We start from the raw sequence: 14,581 nt of genomic DNA, 5'->3' as shown, positions 1-14,581 counted from the left end.
GTTTTCCACCCGCCTCGCGGGCTATTGGCATATTTAGAGGTCTGGCCGTGACGGTGTATCTGCCCATCGCAGAGTTGTCGGTGAACATTCTCATCATCCTCGGCATGGGCGCGGCCGTCGGCTTTTTGTCCGGCATGTTCGGTGTCGGTGGCGGCTTCCTGATCACGCCGCTGTTGATCTTCTACAATATCCCACCCGTGGTTGCCGTTGCCACCGGTGCCAACCAGGTCGTCGCTTCCTCCATTTCTGGCGCCATCACCCACTTCCGCCGCGGCACGATCGACATCAAGCTGGGGACCGTGCTGCTCTGCGGCGGTCTGGCGGGGGCGACGGTCGGCATCTGGATTTTCGCGATGCTGCGCCGCATCGGCCAGCTCGACCTGGTGATTTCGCTTGCCTATGTGCTTTTGCTCGGGACCGTCGGCTCGCTGATGCTGTGGGAAAGCATCGTCGCGCTGCGCCGGGCCGCCAAGAACGAGACCGTGACGCTGAAGCGGCCGGGCCAGCACAACTGGGTGCACCGGCTGCCGTTGAAGATGCGGTTCAAGAAATCGAAGATCTATCTGAGTGTCATTCCGATCATCGCGCTGGGCTTTGGCATCGGCATCCTGACCTCGGTGATGGGCGTCGGCGGTGGCTTCATCATGGTGCCGGCGATGATCTATCTCCTGCGCATCCCGACCAATGTGGTCGTCGGCACCTCGCTGTTCCAGATCATCTTCGTCTCCGCCTATACCGTCATCGTCCAGGCGACGGCCAATTACACGGTCGATATCGTGCTGGCCTTCGTGCTGATGATCGCCGGCGTGATCGGGGCGCAATACGGTGTGCGGGTCGGCCAGAGGCTGCGCGGCGAACAGCTTCGGGCGCTGTTGGCGCTGCTGGTTCTGGCTGTCGGCATTCGGCTTGCCATCGAGCTGATCATCCCGCCGCAGGAAGTCTATTCGATCGTTTCCGCGGGGCTCGGTTTCTGATGCGGATCTGGACACGGATGCTTTTGCTGGGCCTGTTTCTCGCCGCGCCGGTGACCGCACGAACGGAGCCGGCCGACTTTACAGAAAAGCTCGATATCGGCATCTCCACCGACGAGATTTCCATCACCTCCGATTTTCGCGGCGCCGACCTGACGATCTTCGGCGCCATCGACGGCTTCGACGCCGGGCTTCTGGCCCAGGGCAAATACAACATCGTCGTCGCGCTCGAAGGGCCGAAGGAAAATACCACGGTGCGCAAGAAGGAGCGCGTCTTCGGTATCTGGATCAACACCAACTCGATGACCTTCGAGCTGGTGCCGGAATCCTATTCGCTGTCGAGCACGCGCGACATCGAGACGATCGCCCCGCCGGGCGACATGAGCAACATGGGCATCGGCGTCGCGCATATGCCGCTGACGCCGATCGGCTATATCGGCAATGGCAGCAATCTCGCCGAATTCCGCAATGCCTTCCGGCGGCTGCGGGAAACGAGCGGTGTCTACCAGCGCGATCCCGGCGGCGTGCAGTTCATCAGTTCCAGCCTGTTCAAGGCCTCGGTGCGGTTGCCGGCCGACGTGCCGAACGGCGTGCATATCGTCCGCGCCTATCTCTTCCGCGACGGTGTTTTCGTCGCCGCCAAGGCGCTGCCGCTGCGCGTCGTCAAGACGGGACTGGAGCAGGCGATCACCAGCGCGGCGCACGAGATGCCGTTTCTCTACGGCATCACCGCCGTGCTTCTGGCTGTCGTCACCGGCTGGCTGGCCAGCATCGTCTTCCGCAGGGATTGATACGGGTTTGCTTGCCCCTGAAAACAGGCTATTGCGGTTCGAAATCATCTGAAGGCCGTCCAAGGCCGGTCAGCGGCCAAAGAGCCCAGAAAGCCAAAGAGCCCAGAAAGCCAAAGAGCCTAGAAAGCCAAAGAGCTTAGAAAGGATGTCCCGATGAAGCCGATTTTCGTCCAGCTGCAATGCGCCCCCGGCAAGACCTACGAGGTCGCCGACGTGATCTACAAGAAGGAGATCGTCTCGGAGATGTATTCGACCAGCGGCGATTACGACCTGCTGATCAAGGTCTATATCGAGGAAGGCGAGGATGTCGGCAAATTCATCAACGACAACATCGCCACCGTGCCGGGCATCAACCGGTCGCTGACGACGCTGACGTTCAATGCGTTTTAGGGTGTTGTTCGCCATTCTTGATTTTTGCAGGCTTACCACCTGATGTAGTCATTAATGACCACAAAGGGTGCGCTGATGTCGACGGTAAGCCTGCGGGACGCGATGCTGACGCTTCGCCGATAGCCGATGATCCGCAAGCCCGGCACGAGTTCGACACGCTCCGTACCGCGTTCGGGGAAATCGGCCAGCTGCAGGCAGAACGTTCGAATGCCGGAGACGAAGCTCCACGCCGTTGTCGGATCAGCCTTTTCAGCAATGGTATCGTAGAGAGCGTTCAGCCTTGGGATGGAGCAGAACGCGATAAGGCATTGTTATCTTGTCTTCGCCACGTGTGCCTGATGCCGCGCTTCCAATCGGGAAAAAGCATCTTCAAGCGAAATGGCTTGTTCCGGATTTTGGCGGATGTCTTCCAGGCGGGAAGGGATGTCATCGCGCAGCCAACGTTCGCGCGCTGCCTCGAAATCTTCAAGCATCCGCAAACCGGCCCGCACGACTTCGCTGGCATTGTTGTAACGGCCGGATTCAAGCTGCTTCCGGATGAAACGCTCGTAGTGCTCGTTCAAAGCAAAGCTTGCCATGGGTCAATCTCGCAGCAAAGATAATAACTATTAACAATAATTATCACAATGGGCGCACTTCTCAAAGAGCCCGCGCATTTACCCCAGCAAATTTGCAAACCGCACCGAATAGATCCGGTCCCGCCCCAGCATATGGGCGACGAGGGTCTGGTGGTCGAAGAGGCCGCGCATCGCCTGGTGGCGCAGGTCCAGGCCGCCGGTGGTGACGCCGAAGGCGGGCATGATCAGGCGGCGGCCGTCGGTGGCGAAACAGGCGCGGCGCATGTATTTTTCGCGCCGCCGCACGGTGGCCGCCGGATGCAGATGGCCGGCGATCTCGCCGGCGCTCGCATTCAGCGATGGCTCGTGGCGGAAGATCAGGCCGGCATGATGGAGCTCGTCGGTGCAGGAGCCGGGCAGGGAGACGGTGCCGTCGGGATCGTGGTTGCCGTTGATCCAGACCCAATCGCGGCCGCGTGCCATGGTCTCGATCATGCCGCGAAAAAGCTCCGGCATCAGGGCCGAGCCGACGCGGTCATGGAAATTGTCGCCAAGGCTGATGACGGTTTTCGGATTGTGGCGCGCAATCACCGCGTCAAGAATGCGCAGCGTCGCCAGCGTATCGTAGGGCGGCAGCATCATGCCGCGGCGGGCAAAGGCCGAGCCTTTCTCCAGGTGCAGATCGGAGACGACGAGAATGTCGAGATCGGGCAGGTAGAGACCGCCGAGCGGATCGCAGACAGCCGCCACGCCGTTGATCACGGTGCGGGCCGAAAGCGCCGGATTGTCCGGCAGGGCAGAAATGGCGTGGGCGATGCGGTGCATGAGTTTCCGGCTTGATTTCTAAATTCAGTGCCCGGCCAGCGCGTCGCCGAAGAGTTCGTCGGCGGCTTCGGCAAGCAGGAAATCCTGCGCGTCGCCGTTGACCGACTCCTTGCCGATTTCCAGCATGACCGGAACCGCCAGCGGCGAAATCTGCGCCAGCGGGCGGTGGGTGATGTGGCCCTTGATTCGTGTCAGCATATCGCCAAGCCGTTCGATGTCCAAAAGTCCGGTCGAGGCGTCGTTTCGCGTGGCCTCGAGCAGGATATGGTCCGGTTCATGGCTGCGCAAAACGTCGTAAATGAGGTCGGCGGAGACCGTCACCTGCCGGCCGCTCTTTTCCTTGCCGGGATGGCGCTGGTCGATCAGGCCGGCGATGACGGCGCAGTTGCGGAAGGTGCGCTTGAGCAGGAAACTTTCGTTCAGCCAGGCTTCCAGGTCGTCGCCCAGCATGTCCTCGTCGAACAGGTCGGCAAGCTTCGGGCGGCCTTGAAGGAAAGCTTCCCCCAGATCGTCCAGCGCCCAGATGGCCAGTGAATAATCGGTGGCGACGAAGCCGAGCGGTTTCAGCCCGGCGCGGTCGAGCCGCCGGGTCAAAAGCATGCCGAGCGTCTGGTGGGCCAGCCGTCCCTCGAAGGCGTAGATCACCATGTAGTGGCGGCTGCCGCGCGGAAAGGTCTCGATCAGCAGCTCGTCTTCCTTCGGCAGCATCGACAGGTCCTTTTGCAGCGACAGCCAGTCGCGGACCTGATCGGGCAGCGTCGCATGCCGGCCGGGATCGGCAAGCATCTTGCGGACCTGCTGCGCGAGATAAGTCGAGAGCGGAAACTTGCCACCATTGTAGGAGGGAACCTTCGGATCCAGCTTGAAGCCCTGGCTCACCAGACATTCGCTCTCGCGGATGCCCTCGAAACGCAGCACCTTGCCGGAAAACAGGAAGGTATCGCCCGGCGACAGCATCTCGACGAAATATTCCTCGACCTTGCCGAGCGTCATTCCACCTCGACCGATCGAGCCGCGCGCGTTGTGCTTGACCATCCGCACGTTCAGCATCGGCGATTCGATGATCGTGCCGACATTGAGGCGATATTGCTGGGCGATCTGCGGATTGGACACGCGCCAGAAGCCTTCGGGCGTCTTGCGGATCTTGGCGTAGCGCTCATAAGCGCGCAGCGCATAACCGCCGGTGGCGACGAAATCGATGATCCGCTCAAAGGTCTCCCACGAGAGGGTGGCGTAAGGTGCGGCGCTGGTGATCTCGGCATAGAGCGCGACCGGATCGAACGGAGCGGCGCAGGCCATGCCGAGCACATGCTGGGCGAGCACGTCGAGCGCGCCGCGGCCAACAGGCGGTGTGTCCTGTGCACCGATATAGTTGGCGTCGAGGGCCGCCTGGCATTCCATCACCTCGAAACGGTTGGCCGGCACCAGGATGGCGCGGCTCGGCTCGTCCATGCGGTGGTTGGCGCGGCCAATGCGCTGGGCAAGGCGGCTTGCCCCTTTCGGCGCACCGACATGGATGACCATATCGACATCGCCCCAGTCGATGCCGAGATCGAGCGTCGAGGTGGCGACGACGGCGCGCAACCGGTTCTCGGACATCGCCGCCTCGACCTTGCGCCGCTGGCCGACATCGAGCGAGCCGTGATGCAGCGCGATGGCTAAATTGTCGTCGTTGATGGTCCAGAGCTCCTGGAAGACGCGTTCGGCCTGGCTGCGGGTATTGACGAAGAGCAGCGTCGTCTTCTGCCCGCCGATCGCCTTGTAGATATCGCCGATGGCATAAGCCGCCGAATGACCGGCCCAGGGCACGCGCTCCTCGGTGCGCAGGATCGAAATCTCTGGCCGCGCACCGCCGCTCACGGTGATCAGCCCGGCGTGATTGTTTTCGCCCTCATTCTGGGGGCTCAGCCAGCGTTGCAAATCCATCGGATCGGCGACGGTGGCCGACAGGCCGATCGCCTGCATGGCGGGCGCCAGCTTTCTCAGCCGAGCAAGGCCGAGCGACAAGAGATGGCCGCGCTTGGAGGTGACCAGCGAATGCAACTCGTCGAGCACCACATATTTCAGGTCCTTGAAGAAGCGTTCCGCCTCGCCGTTGGCAAGCAGCAGCGCCACCTGTTCGGGGGTCGTGAGCAGGATATCGGGCGGATTGAGCTTCTGGCGCTGGCGCTTGGAGGCCGGCGTGTCGCCGGTCCGGTTCTCGATGCGCACCGGCAGCCCCATGTCGCCGACCGGCTTCATCAGGTTGCGCTCGATATCGACGGCCAGCGCCTTCAAGGGCGAGATGTAAAGCGTGTGGATGCCGGTAAACGCAGAACCGGGCGGAATCGCTCCGCGCCCGGTCAGCGAGACCAGCGAGGGCAGGAAGCCGGCAAGCGTCTTGCCGGCGCCGGTCGGTGCGATCAGTAGCATGTTTTCGCCGCTCTTAACGCGGGAGAGAAGCTCCAGCTGATGTGCACGCGGCTGCCAGCCCTTGTCCGAAAACCAGCGGAGAAAGGGCGCAGGCAGGAGCGGTGGAGTTTCTGCGCGTGTGGTGGAATCGATCAGGGTCACGCGAACAAATGTAGATCAAACGCGGCGGATTTGAAGAGCCCTGTTCGCAAGGTCTGGACCGAGCGCCGTATCGGTCCGGCAGAAGCGCAAAAATACCGGATGTCGGTGGGAACACTTCCGCGTTCTTTGCATTGGGAGATTCATGTCAAAATCGAAAGGCCGAGTGCAAAGAGGAGAGGGTCATGCCGGTGTCAGTTCCCGATCAATTCGTCATTCCGCCCGATGAGCATATCCTGACGGTACAGGAGGCGCTTGAACCGTTGTATCAAAAGCTCGAGCAGGAGACGGAAACCCGGCTGGTCGAAGCCGCGGTCAATGCGGGCTGGTCCCCGTATGAGGCCTTGAATGCCATCGACCAGCTGAAAAAGCACAATGTGATGTGGTGACCCCGCCGAACGTATGACGGGCGGATGGACGCCTCACATCGCGATATAGCGGTCCTTGCGATGGTTGACGGCCAGCGTCACGTTCATCACCACCGCGCCGACGATCGAGCAGGCGATGATGAAGGGGCTGGCCAGGAAAAAGGAGCAGGCGACGATGGCGCCGTCGAAGCCGAGCTGGACGAGGCCGGCGCGCCAGCCGAAGCGGTCCTGGATGTAGAGCGCCAGAATGCCGATGCCGCCGAGGCTGGCGCGGTGGCGGAAGAGAGCAAGCAGGCCAGCGCCGATGACCAAGCCGCCGAACAGCGCGCCGATGAGCGGATCGACATGGGTGAGGCCGAGTGCGCGCGGCAGGACTTCGGACATGGCCGAGGTCAGGGCGACGGCGATGAATGTCTTCAGCGTGAAGGCAAGGCCCATGCGGCGGAAGGCGAGATAGTAGAAGGGCAGGTTCACGGCGAAGAAGCACAGGCCGAAGCTGAAGCCGGTGGCATAATGAACGAGAAAGGCGATGCCGGGCGTGCCGCCGGTCAACAGTCCGGCGCTGGACAAAAGCGTGATGCCGAGCACGGCGAGCATGCTGCCGGAGACAACGCCCTGTGCGTCATCGACAAGCGAATGGCGTTCCGCGCTCGAATTCATCAGTGCCGCGAAAGCGGATTTTGCCGGTGTTGCCATCATTGTCGCCGTTTCCCGTAGCCCTGTATCCGGTCCTTCTATCGCCCCACTTCCGGAACGCAAGCGTCGCCTCGGATTTTGTCGCTTGACGGCCGAAATAATCATGGATACAAATTATCCATGATAGAGGAGAAAATGCGGATGAAGCTGGGTGAGGGTGTCGAGCAGGCCATTCACAGTGTTGCGATGCTGTCGGGCCTTTCCGAAGGCGGTGTGCTTTCGGCTGCGGCAATCGCCGAATTTCATGGCGTCTCCACGAGCTATCTTCTGAAGCATCTACAGGCGCTGTCGGGTGCCGGCATTCTCCATACGGTGCCGGGCCCAAAGGGCGGATACCGGCTGGCGAAGGCGCCGGACAGGATCACGCTGCTGGATATCGTGCTTGCCGTCGAAGGTCCGGCGCCGGCATTCCGCTGTAATGAAATCCGCCAACGGGGGCCAAACCCGGTGCCGGACCGTTACTTTTCCAAGCCCTGCAATATCTCGGCCACCATGCTGCGGGCCGAACGCGTCTACCGTGCGGAACTGGCCAAGACCACGATCGCCGATCTCGGCGTGCAACTGGCCGAAATCGACGACGGACCGATCGCCGCCAGGGGCTGCGCCTTTCTGGAAATCCATGAACGCAAAACGGCTCGTTGAGCCCTTACAAAGGAGAAGACCCATGCAACAGCGTCTCGACATGACCAAAGCATCGCCTGAAGCCTTCAAGGCGGTGTTGGCGCTTGAAAACTACGTGCAGAATTCCGGCCTGGAGCGCCGCTTCATTCACCTGATCAAGCTGCGCGCCTCGCAGATCAACGGCTGCGCCTTCTGCGTCGACATGCACGTGAAGGAATCGCGCCATGACGGCCTGAGCGAACAGTGGATCAACCTGATGTGCGTCTGGCGGGAATCGCCGGTTTACGACGCCCGCGAGCGCGCACTGCTCGGCTGGGTCGATGCCGTCACCAATATCGCCCAGACCGGCGCTCCGGATGACGCCTATCAGACGCTGCAGGCGCATTTCTCCAGCGAGGAGATCGCCAAGATCACCGTGGCGATCGGCGCCATCAACGTCTGGAACCGGCTGGCCGTCAGTTTTCGCGCACAGCATCCGGTTGACAGGGTGGCAAAGGCTGCGTGAACGGAATTGCCCCTCACCCTAGCCCTCTCCCCGCAGGCGGGGAGAGGGGATCAGGGAGCTTGCAGCTTGGTCCTTCTCCCCGTTATAACGGGGAGAAGGTGGCCGCCCTTTTTCTCAGACAAGAATGGCCGGATGAGGGGCGGTGCCTCAAAGCGCGATATAACGATCGGCGCGGTGGTTGATGGTCAGAAACAGATTGAGCACCACGGCGCCGAGCACCGAATAGAACACCACCGATGGCGTGGTGACGAAGAAGGCGGCGGCCAGTACACACATGTCGATGGCAAGCTGGACGAGACCGGCGCGGATGCCGAAACGCTCCTGCATGTAGATCCCGAGGATCCCGACGCCGCCGAGGCTGGCGCGATGGCGATACAGCGCCAGAAGGCCGAAGCCGAGAAGCAGGCCACCAAGCAGGGCCGCCCAGGCCGGCTGGATGCTGGCGATCTGGAACACCTGACTCTGGATGTTGGTCAAGAGCGAGGTAATGGCGATGGCGATGAAGGTCTTGATGGTGAAGGCCATGCCCAGCTGTTTCCACGACAGATAGAAGAACGGCAGGTTGAGCAGGAAGAAGGCAAGACCGAAATTGATCCCCATCGCATAATGCAGCAGGAAGGCGACACCGGCGGTGCTGCCGGTCAAAAGGCCGGCGCTGGCCAGCACATAGAGACCGAGTGCCGCCACCAGGCTGCCGGAGAAGATCCCCTGCACGTCCTCGACCGGCGTGTGGCGCGTCGCATTGGTGTTCCAGAAGCCAAGGGCATTGATGATGCTCATGTCGCGATCTCCGAAGGCCGCAGAAGATGGACGCCCGGGCAGGCCCGAACAGCGATGATTTAAAGGAATAAAGGACCCGTGCGCGGCGGCCATCATCGGCTGCAGCGCATGTGTGCAATGCAGCAATTATCGGGATTCCCGCCGCATCGATCAAGTGAAATATGTAAGCAATGCTGACCTATTTCAACTTCGCAAGAAAAATGCGTTCAGACCGATTTTTGCGTAAGGAAAAGAATGCCGGAGACGGGTTTTCCGCCGTCATTGCGAATGACGGTTTTGCGGATGTCGAGAATATCGAGCCCAAAGCGCTTGCAGAGGCTGCCGACATAGGTTTCCGAATGGGCGTAGCGCAGCGATGGACGCAGGACGAAGTCCCCGTCATCGCCCGCATCCTCGACGGAAAAGGCGAACAGGCCGTGTTTCGCAAGCAGCGCCGAAGCGATGACGAAGACCGTGTCGAGACGGCCGAGATACATCAGCACATCGGCAGCGCTGACGAGATCGGCGCGATGTTCGCCCCCTTCGGAAAGCAGGCCCGATGTTTCCGGCGGCAGTGAAAGGTCGGCCTGCGCCAGACGGTCGTAGATGCCCTTGTCCTGCGCCCTGGCCAGCATGTTGGCGGAAAGATCGAAGCCTTCGAGATGGTCGGCCCTGTCACGGATGCGTTCGCCGAACAGGCCGGTACCGCAGCCGAGATCGGTGACCTGGGCAAAGCGTGTGTCGCCCGCATGGGCGGCAATCAACGCTGCCAGCTTTTCCGGAACGGTATAATCGAGCTTTTCGACGAGCGCCTTGTCGAAGCGGTCGGCATAATCGTCGAACAGCTGCGCCACATAAAGGCTGGATGGCTGCCCGGGTGTTTCGGAACCGCCGAGAAGGGCGAGTTTCAGGCCCGCGCCAAACATGTCGTCCGGGTTGAGGTCGAGAACTTTGCGCAAGGCATCGACGGCCGCCTCTTTCCGGCCGGATTTTTCCTCATAGTCGGCCAGACGAAACCAGCCGGCCGCCCAATCGGGGACGAGCTCCAGCGCCTGGGTCATCAGGTCGGCGGCTTCCGCGTGATCGCCGCTGTCGGCGAGCATGTGCGCATATTCGGCACGGCGGTCGGCAATCAGGTCGCCGGACGAAAGCTGGTTGAGGGTCATGGTTCAGCGCCTCGATTGTGTGCCCCGGTGTGTGTTCGTGGCTTTGCCCGCTTGTTGCGTGCACGTGCAGAAATGGCAAGCGGCGATTTGACGGCGGGGCCTCGCCAATCTTGGCGGCTTGCAGCCGCTGCGATGGAGGCCTATGTCAGACAAAACAGGAGAATCATGGCCCATGGCCGATGGAGTGAACAGGTTTCTGGGCGATTCGCCCCTTCGGGTCCTCGTCAAACTGCTGGTGGTCTCGGTCATCGTCGGTTTCGTCATGGCCGTTTTCGGCTGGACGCCCTATGGCATTCTTTACACAGTCCGGGATTTTGTTCTCGATCTCTGGCATTCCGGCTTTGCAGCACTCGGCCGCGTCGGCGACTATCTGCTGCTCGGTGCTGCCGTGGTGATCCCGGTCTTCATCATCCTGCGCGTCCTCAGCTACCGGCGTTAACATGTACGATCATGACTTTCTTGCCTCCCGGCGCACGGTGTTGCGGGCGGGCGTTCTCCTTTCGCTCGGTGTCCTCGCCGGCTGCGGCACGCCGAAGATCACCCCCAGCGTCGATGGCAGCGACCAGACGGATGCGACGCTCGGCTACATCAACGATCTGAGAAAACAAAGGGGACTGAAGCCGCTGGTGCGTGATCCGGCGGCGGCGCAGGCAGCCTTGTCGCAGGCCGGCCGCATGGCCAGGGCCGGAAAGATGTCGCACCTGATCGGCATGGGCGACAGTTTTCTTGCGCGCATGAAGGGTGGCGGCGTGGCGCTACCGGCGGCCGAAAACATCGCCATGGGCCAGGACAGCGCCGAAAAGGCCTATGCCGCCTGGTTCCATTCGCCCAAGCATCTGGAGAATATGCTGGGGCCGAGCTATAGCGGGCTCGGCGTGGCCGTGATGCGGAATCCGGCTTCCGGAAACCGGCCCTATTGGGCCATGGTGCTGTCGACCGGCTGAGCTGATTCCCGCCGGTCGAAAGGACAGGGCATGACCGCCGCGCAAACTTCCGACAGGGCCGACAACGCCCACGGGGCAGGGCCATTTCTCGTCACCAACCGGCTGATCCTGTCGATCGCCGTCCCGATGACGCTGGGGTTCCTGACGACACCGCTTCTCGGCCTCGTCGATACCGCCGTCATCGGCCATCTCGGCCAGGCGACGCTTTTGGCAGGGCTTGCCGTGGGCGCCATCCTGTTCGACCTGATCTTCACCACGTTCAATTTCCTGCGCTCGGCCACCACCGGCCTGGTGGCGCAGGCTTTTGGCCGGGGCGACAGGACGGAGGAACAGGCGGTGTTCTGGCGCTCGCTGGTCATCGCTCTGGTGAGCGGCGCGGCACTTGTGGCGCTGTCGCCGGCTCTGCTGACGGCGGGGCTTTGGCTGCTGGCTCCCGGGCCGGAGGTCGAGGCCGTGACGCGGACCTATTTCGAATATCGCATCCTTGCCGGACCGGCGGCGCTCGCCAACTATGCCATCCTTGGCTTCGTTCTCGGGCGAGGGCAGGGAACGGTCGGGCTGCTGCTGCAGATGCTGATCAACGGCATCAACATTGTCCTGTCGATATTCCTGGGCCTTCATCTCGGCTGGGGCGTGATGGGTGTGGCATTGGCAACGGTGAGCGGTGAAGTCATCGGCGCAATCGTCGGATTTGCCATCGTCTACGGCCGGTTTGACCGGACTGTCGCGCCGAGCTGGGCGACGATCTTTTCCGTCGAACGCCTGAAGCCGCTGTTCGGCCTCAACCGCGACATCATGGTCCGTTCCTTCGTGCTGCTCGCTGCCTTCACACTGATGACCCGGATCGGCTCTTCTTTCGGTCCGGTAACGCTTGCCGCCAATGCCGTGCTGATGACCATTTTCCTGGTCGCGGGATACTATCTCGACGGGTTGGCCAATGCCGCCGAGCAGCTGACCGGCAGGGCCATCGGCGCCCGTTTCCGCCCGGCTTTCGACCGGGCTTTGAAGATGACGGCGACCTGGTCGTTCGCGCTTGCGGGGTTCACCACCGTCGCCTTCCTCATCTTCGGAGACCGGCTGGTCGATCTCTTGACGACGGCGGCCGAGGTGCGCACCGAGGCCTACACCTACATGCCATGGGCGGCGATCACGGCGCTGACCGGGGCACTCGCCTTTCTGATGGACGGCGTGTTCATCGGCGCCACCTGGTCACGCGACATGCGCAACATGATGCTGCTTGCCTTCGCGGGTTATGTCGCGGCACTCTGTTTTCTCGTGCCCGCTTTCGGAAATCACGGTCTTTGGGCCGCGCTCAACCTGTTCCTGCTGTTTCGCGGCGTTTTCCTGATGGTGCTTGTGCCGCGTCGTTCGGCTCAGACGTTCTTGTCGGCCCAGTAGTCCACGCGCGTACCACGGATATCGCCGATCGAGGACAGTTTTTCCCGGTCGCAGAGTTGCGATAGCCCGCGCACAATTTTGCCCGGCAGCGACGGGCCTTCATAGACCATGCAGGAATAGAGCTGGACGAGATTGGCCCCGGCGCGGATCTTCTCCGCCGCCGTTTCCGCCGAGGAGACGCCGCCGGCGCCGATGATCGGCAGGTCGGGGCCGACGCGCCGGCGCATCTTGGCAAGCACGACAGTGGATTTTTCAAACAGCGGCTTGCCGGAAAGGCCGCCGCTTTCCTTAGCCTGCCGCTGATCTTTCAGGCCGTCGCGCGACAGCGTCGTGTTGGACACGATCAACCCGTCGAGATCGTGAGCCAACGCGACCGCGGCGATATCGTCCATTCCCTCTTCGGTCAGATCCGGTGCGATCTTCAGGAACACCGGGACGCGGATGCCGGATTTGGCGGCTTCGTCGTCGCGGGCGGCAAGAACGGCCAGCAGCAGGGCCGAGAGGCTTTCACGCGCCTGCAGGTCGCGCAGGCCGGGCGTGTTGGGCGACGAGATGTTGGCGGTGAAATAGCGGGCAACGCCGTAGAAGGTGCGGATGCCGGTGACGTAGTCGGCGATGCGGTCGGCGCTGTCCTTGTTGGCGCCGATATTGACGCCGATCATGGCCTTGCGGTCGCAGGCGCGCAGGCGCTGGAGTGCCGCCTGATGGCCCGCGTTGTTGAAACCGAGGCGGTTGATGACGGCCTCATCCTCAACCAGCCGGAAGATGCGCGGCTTGTCATTGCCGGCCTGCGGTTTCGGCGTGACCGTGCCGATCTCGGTAAAGCCAAAGCCGAGCCGGAGCAGCGCTTCCGGCACGTCGGCGTTCTTATCATAGCCGGCGGCCATGCCGAGCGGATTGGCAAAGGAAAGGCCGGCGACGGTTTGCGCCAGCCGCGGGTCCGCAGGGGCCGCGCAGGCGGGAACGAGACCGGTCTTCAGCCCCTTGATGGAAAGCCCGTGGGCTGCTTCCGGATCAAACAGGAAGAGGCCGCGGCGGGCCAGCGACTGGAAGACATCGATCATTGGTCAAGCTCCGGAAAAACATGGTTGCCATCGGCATCAAGCGGCAGCGGCTTTTCCCACAGAACCGCCTCGAAGGAGAGCGGGCCATAGAGATGCGGAAACAGTGCGCCGCCGCGCGAGGGTTCAAAGACCAGTTTGCCGTCCAGCTTTTCGCCATCGACGGCAACCAGCAGCAGGCCGTCCTGGCCGGCGAAGTGACGGGCGGCGGTCTCTTTTGCCTGATCGGCTGTCGAGAAATGGATGAAACCGTCCGAAAGGTCGATTGCGGCGCCCTTGAATTCTCCAGCCTCACGCGCATCTTGCCATAGAACTGCCGGAACGATTTTGTAGATGATGCTGCGCATGCCGCGGTTTCCTGAGCCTTGGATGATATCCTTTGCGGGATTGCCGCAATCTTCTGCGAAAGTCCACCGGCAAGCGGGGCAGAACCCGGATTTTTAGGCGATGGAGGAGAGTGCGATGAACAGGATGCTGATGCCGGTGTTTGCCCTTGGCGGTGTCTTCGCCGCTTTCACGGCTCTTGCCCAGGAGCCGGCGCCGGGCCGCTACGCCATGCAGAAGACCGACAGCGGCATCGCGCGGCTGGATACACAGACCGGGGAGGTCTCGCTCTGCCAGGAAAAGGACGGCGATATCGTCTGCCGGATGGCGGCCGACGAGCGCACCGCCTTCGAACTGGAACTCGATCTCCTGACCAAGCGCGTCGAAGCGCTGGAAAAAACGGCCGCAGAGGGGCAGACAAGCCTGAAACCACGGCTTCCGACCAAGGAAGAGATTGACCAGACGATGAGCGTCATGGAAAGAATGATGCGCAGTTTCATGGGAATCGTGAAGGATCTGGAAGGTGAGGAAAAACCGCCGTCTGACAAGACGGAGGAGGGACCTCAGAAGACCTGACTGGATTTGGACGGCGTACAGCAGCAAGTTGGAGGATTTGCGTGTTGTGCGAGGCCTTGGGGCCCAAGCTCTTGGGAGG

The 14,581-nt window shown here is 61.9% G+C and carries 18 protein-coding genes; 10 read left to right on the top strand and 8 right to left on the bottom strand.

Features of this window, described 5'->3' with window-relative positions:
• Positions 1-47 precede the first annotated feature (47 nt).
• From ADU59_RS02765 to ADU59_RS02755, 3 genes are all read left to right on the top strand, one after another.
• Positions 48-974 carry a sulfite exporter TauE/SafE family protein gene (locus ADU59_RS02765; RefSeq protein ID WP_068951453.1) on the top strand — a complete coding sequence of 309 codons (927 nt, stop codon included), beginning with the start codon at positions 48-50 and terminating at the stop codon, positions 972-974.
• Positions 974-1,762: a TIGR02186 family protein gene (locus ADU59_RS02760; RefSeq protein ID WP_068951451.1), complete on the top strand. Its 789-nt coding sequence runs from the start codon at positions 974-976 to the stop codon at positions 1,760-1,762. Before ADU59_RS02765 ends, ADU59_RS02760 begins: the two co-directional genes overlap by 1 nt.
• Before the next feature lie 153 nt (positions 1,763-1,915).
• Positions 1,916-2,152, top strand: a complete 237-nt coding sequence (locus ADU59_RS02755) for an Lrp/AsnC ligand binding domain-containing protein (protein ID WP_068951449.1) — start codon at positions 1,916-1,918, stop codon at positions 2,150-2,152.
• A gap of 311 nt (positions 2,153-2,463) precedes the next feature.
• Here ADU59_RS02755 and ADU59_RS02750 read toward each other — a convergent pair whose 3' ends face one another.
• The 3 genes from ADU59_RS02750 to ADU59_RS02740 form a co-directional block, all read right to left on the bottom strand.
• Positions 2,464-2,730, bottom strand: coding sequence for a type II toxin-antitoxin system ParD family antitoxin (locus ADU59_RS02750; protein WP_068951447.1), 267 nt, complete (start codon positions 2,728-2,730; stop codon positions 2,464-2,466).
• A gap of 78 nt (positions 2,731-2,808) precedes the next feature.
• Positions 2,809-3,534, bottom strand: a complete 726-nt coding sequence (gene pdeM, locus ADU59_RS02745) for a ligase-associated DNA damage response endonuclease PdeM (RefSeq protein WP_068951445.1) — start codon at positions 3,532-3,534, stop codon at positions 2,809-2,811.
• Positions 3,535-3,558: 24 nt separating this feature from the next.
• On the bottom strand, positions 3,559-6,087 hold the full coding sequence (locus tag ADU59_RS02740; protein ID WP_068951443.1) for a ligase-associated DNA damage response DEXH box helicase: 2,529 nt from the start codon (positions 6,085-6,087) through the stop codon (positions 3,559-3,561).
• Between the two features lie 182 nt (positions 6,088-6,269).
• On the opposite strand from ADU59_RS02740, the gene ADU59_RS02735 reads away from it, so the two are divergent.
• Positions 6,270-6,473, top strand: coding sequence for a hypothetical protein (locus ADU59_RS02735; protein WP_068951441.1), 204 nt, complete (start codon positions 6,270-6,272; stop codon positions 6,471-6,473).
• Positions 6,474-6,506: 33 nt separating this feature from the next.
• Here ADU59_RS02735 and ADU59_RS02730 read toward each other — a convergent pair whose 3' ends face one another.
• Positions 6,507-7,148, bottom strand: a complete 642-nt coding sequence (locus ADU59_RS02730) for a YitT family protein (protein ID WP_099050749.1) — start codon at positions 7,146-7,148, stop codon at positions 6,507-6,509.
• Between the two features lie 141 nt (positions 7,149-7,289).
• Between ADU59_RS02730 and ADU59_RS02725 the strand changes: the two genes are divergently transcribed.
• Both ADU59_RS02725 and ADU59_RS02720 read left to right on the top strand, forming a co-directional pair.
• Entirely contained in the window at positions 7,290-7,790 is a 501-nt protein-coding gene (locus ADU59_RS02725) for an RrF2 family transcriptional regulator (protein ID WP_068951438.1), read from the top strand.
• 22 nt (positions 7,791-7,812) lie between these two features.
• On the top strand, positions 7,813-8,274 hold the full coding sequence (locus tag ADU59_RS02720; protein WP_068951435.1) for a carboxymuconolactone decarboxylase family protein: 462 nt from the start codon (positions 7,813-7,815) through the stop codon (positions 8,272-8,274).
• Between the two features lie 147 nt (positions 8,275-8,421).
• On the opposite strand, the gene ADU59_RS02715 is transcribed toward ADU59_RS02720, so the two are convergent.
• Entirely contained in the window at positions 8,422-9,054 is a 633-nt protein-coding gene (locus ADU59_RS02715; protein WP_068951433.1) for a YitT family protein, read from the bottom strand.
• Positions 9,055-9,260: 206 nt separating this feature from the next.
• Entirely contained in the window at positions 9,261-10,199 is a 939-nt protein-coding gene (locus tag ADU59_RS02710; RefSeq protein ID WP_068951430.1) for a class I SAM-dependent methyltransferase, read from the bottom strand.
• A 172-nt stretch (positions 10,200-10,371) separates the two neighbouring features.
• On the opposite strand from ADU59_RS02710, the gene ADU59_RS02705 reads away from it, so the two are divergent.
• Genes ADU59_RS02705 through ADU59_RS02695 form a run of 3 tightly spaced genes read left to right on the top strand, consistent with a single transcriptional unit; the run spans position 10,372 to position 12,541 of the window.
• Entirely contained in the window at positions 10,372-10,638 is a 267-nt protein-coding gene (locus ADU59_RS02705; RefSeq protein ID WP_068951428.1) for a DUF6460 domain-containing protein, read from the top strand.
• A 1-nt stretch (position 10,639) separates the two neighbouring features.
• The gene (locus ADU59_RS02700) at positions 10,640-11,143 is read left to right on the top strand and encodes a CAP domain-containing protein (RefSeq protein WP_068951426.1); all 504 of its coding nucleotides are present in this window, start codon (positions 10,640-10,642) and stop codon (positions 11,141-11,143) included.
• Positions 11,144-11,173: 30 nt separating this feature from the next.
• Positions 11,174-12,541, top strand: coding sequence for an MATE family efflux transporter (locus ADU59_RS02695; RefSeq protein WP_068951424.1), 1,368 nt, complete (start codon positions 11,174-11,176; stop codon positions 12,539-12,541).
• On the opposite strand, the gene ADU59_RS02690 is transcribed toward ADU59_RS02695, so the two are convergent.
• Together ADU59_RS02690 and ADU59_RS02685 are read right to left on the bottom strand one after the other, a co-directional pair.
• On the bottom strand, positions 12,517-13,605 hold the full coding sequence (locus ADU59_RS02690) for a quinone-dependent dihydroorotate dehydrogenase (protein WP_068951422.1): 1,089 nt from the start codon (positions 13,603-13,605) through the stop codon (positions 12,517-12,519). The genes ADU59_RS02695 and ADU59_RS02690 overlap by 25 nt on opposite strands.
• Positions 13,602-13,949 (bottom strand): DUF952 domain-containing protein, encoded by a 348-nt coding sequence (locus ADU59_RS02685; RefSeq protein WP_083198101.1) that lies wholly within the window; start codon positions 13,947-13,949, stop codon positions 13,602-13,604. The genes ADU59_RS02690 and ADU59_RS02685 overlap by 4 nt, the downstream gene beginning before the upstream one ends.
• Positions 13,950-14,064: 115 nt before the next feature.
• On the opposite strand from ADU59_RS02685, the gene ADU59_RS02680 reads away from it, so the two are divergent.
• Positions 14,065-14,502 carry a hypothetical protein gene (locus ADU59_RS02680; RefSeq protein ID WP_083198100.1) on the top strand — a complete coding sequence of 146 codons (438 nt, stop codon included), beginning with the start codon at positions 14,065-14,067 and terminating at the stop codon, positions 14,500-14,502.
• Positions 14,503-14,581: the final 79 nt, after the last annotated feature.

Source organism: Pararhizobium polonicum, assembly GCF_001687365.1.
GTDB classification, from domain to species: domain Bacteria; phylum Pseudomonadota; class Alphaproteobacteria; order Rhizobiales; family Rhizobiaceae; genus Pararhizobium; species Pararhizobium polonicum.
Note: the sequence above shows the minus strand (reverse complement) of the source record. Positions and strands in the feature narration are given on the sequence as shown.

Coding starts and splice junctions, on each gene's coding strand:
- ADU59_RS02760 (WP_068951451.1), top strand. CDS start 974: ATGCGGATCTGGACACGGATGCTTTTGCTGGGCCTGTTTCTCGCCGCG.
- ADU59_RS02755 (WP_068951449.1), top strand. CDS start 1,916: ATGAAGCCGATTTTCGTCCAGCTGCAATGCGCCCCCGGCAAGACCTAC.
- ADU59_RS02750 (WP_068951447.1), bottom strand. CDS start 2,730: ATGGCAAGCTTTGCTTTGAACGAGCACTACGAGCGTTTCATCCGGAAG.
- pdeM (WP_068951445.1), bottom strand. CDS start 3,534: ATGCACCGCATCGCCCACGCCATTTCTGCCCTGCCGGACAATCCGGCG.
- ADU59_RS02735 (WP_068951441.1), top strand. CDS start 6,270: ATGCCGGTGTCAGTTCCCGATCAATTCGTCATTCCGCCCGATGAGCAT.
- ADU59_RS02730 (WP_099050749.1), bottom strand. CDS start 7,148: ATGGCAACACCGGCAAAATCCGCTTTCGCGGCACTGATGAATTCGAGC.
- ADU59_RS02725 (WP_068951438.1), top strand. CDS start 7,290: ATGAAGCTGGGTGAGGGTGTCGAGCAGGCCATTCACAGTGTTGCGATG.
- ADU59_RS02720 (WP_068951435.1), top strand. CDS start 7,813: ATGCAACAGCGTCTCGACATGACCAAAGCATCGCCTGAAGCCTTCAAG.
- ADU59_RS02715 (WP_068951433.1), bottom strand. CDS start 9,054: ATGAGCATCATCAATGCCCTTGGCTTCTGGAACACCAATGCGACGCGC.
- ADU59_RS02710 (WP_068951430.1), bottom strand. CDS start 10,199: ATGACCCTCAACCAGCTTTCGTCCGGCGACCTGATTGCCGACCGCCGT.
- ADU59_RS02705 (WP_068951428.1), top strand. CDS start 10,372: ATGGCCGATGGAGTGAACAGGTTTCTGGGCGATTCGCCCCTTCGGGTC.
- ADU59_RS02700 (WP_068951426.1), top strand. CDS start 10,640: ATGTACGATCATGACTTTCTTGCCTCCCGGCGCACGGTGTTGCGGGCG.
- ADU59_RS02695 (WP_068951424.1), top strand. CDS start 11,174: ATGACCGCCGCGCAAACTTCCGACAGGGCCGACAACGCCCACGGGGCA.
- ADU59_RS02690 (WP_068951422.1), bottom strand. CDS start 13,605: ATGATCGATGTCTTCCAGTCGCTGGCCCGCCGCGGCCTCTTCCTGTTT.
- ADU59_RS02685 (WP_083198101.1), bottom strand. CDS start 13,949: ATGCGCAGCATCATCTACAAAATCGTTCCGGCAGTTCTATGGCAAGAT.
- ADU59_RS02680 (WP_083198100.1), top strand. CDS start 14,065: ATGAACAGGATGCTGATGCCGGTGTTTGCCCTTGGCGGTGTCTTCGCC.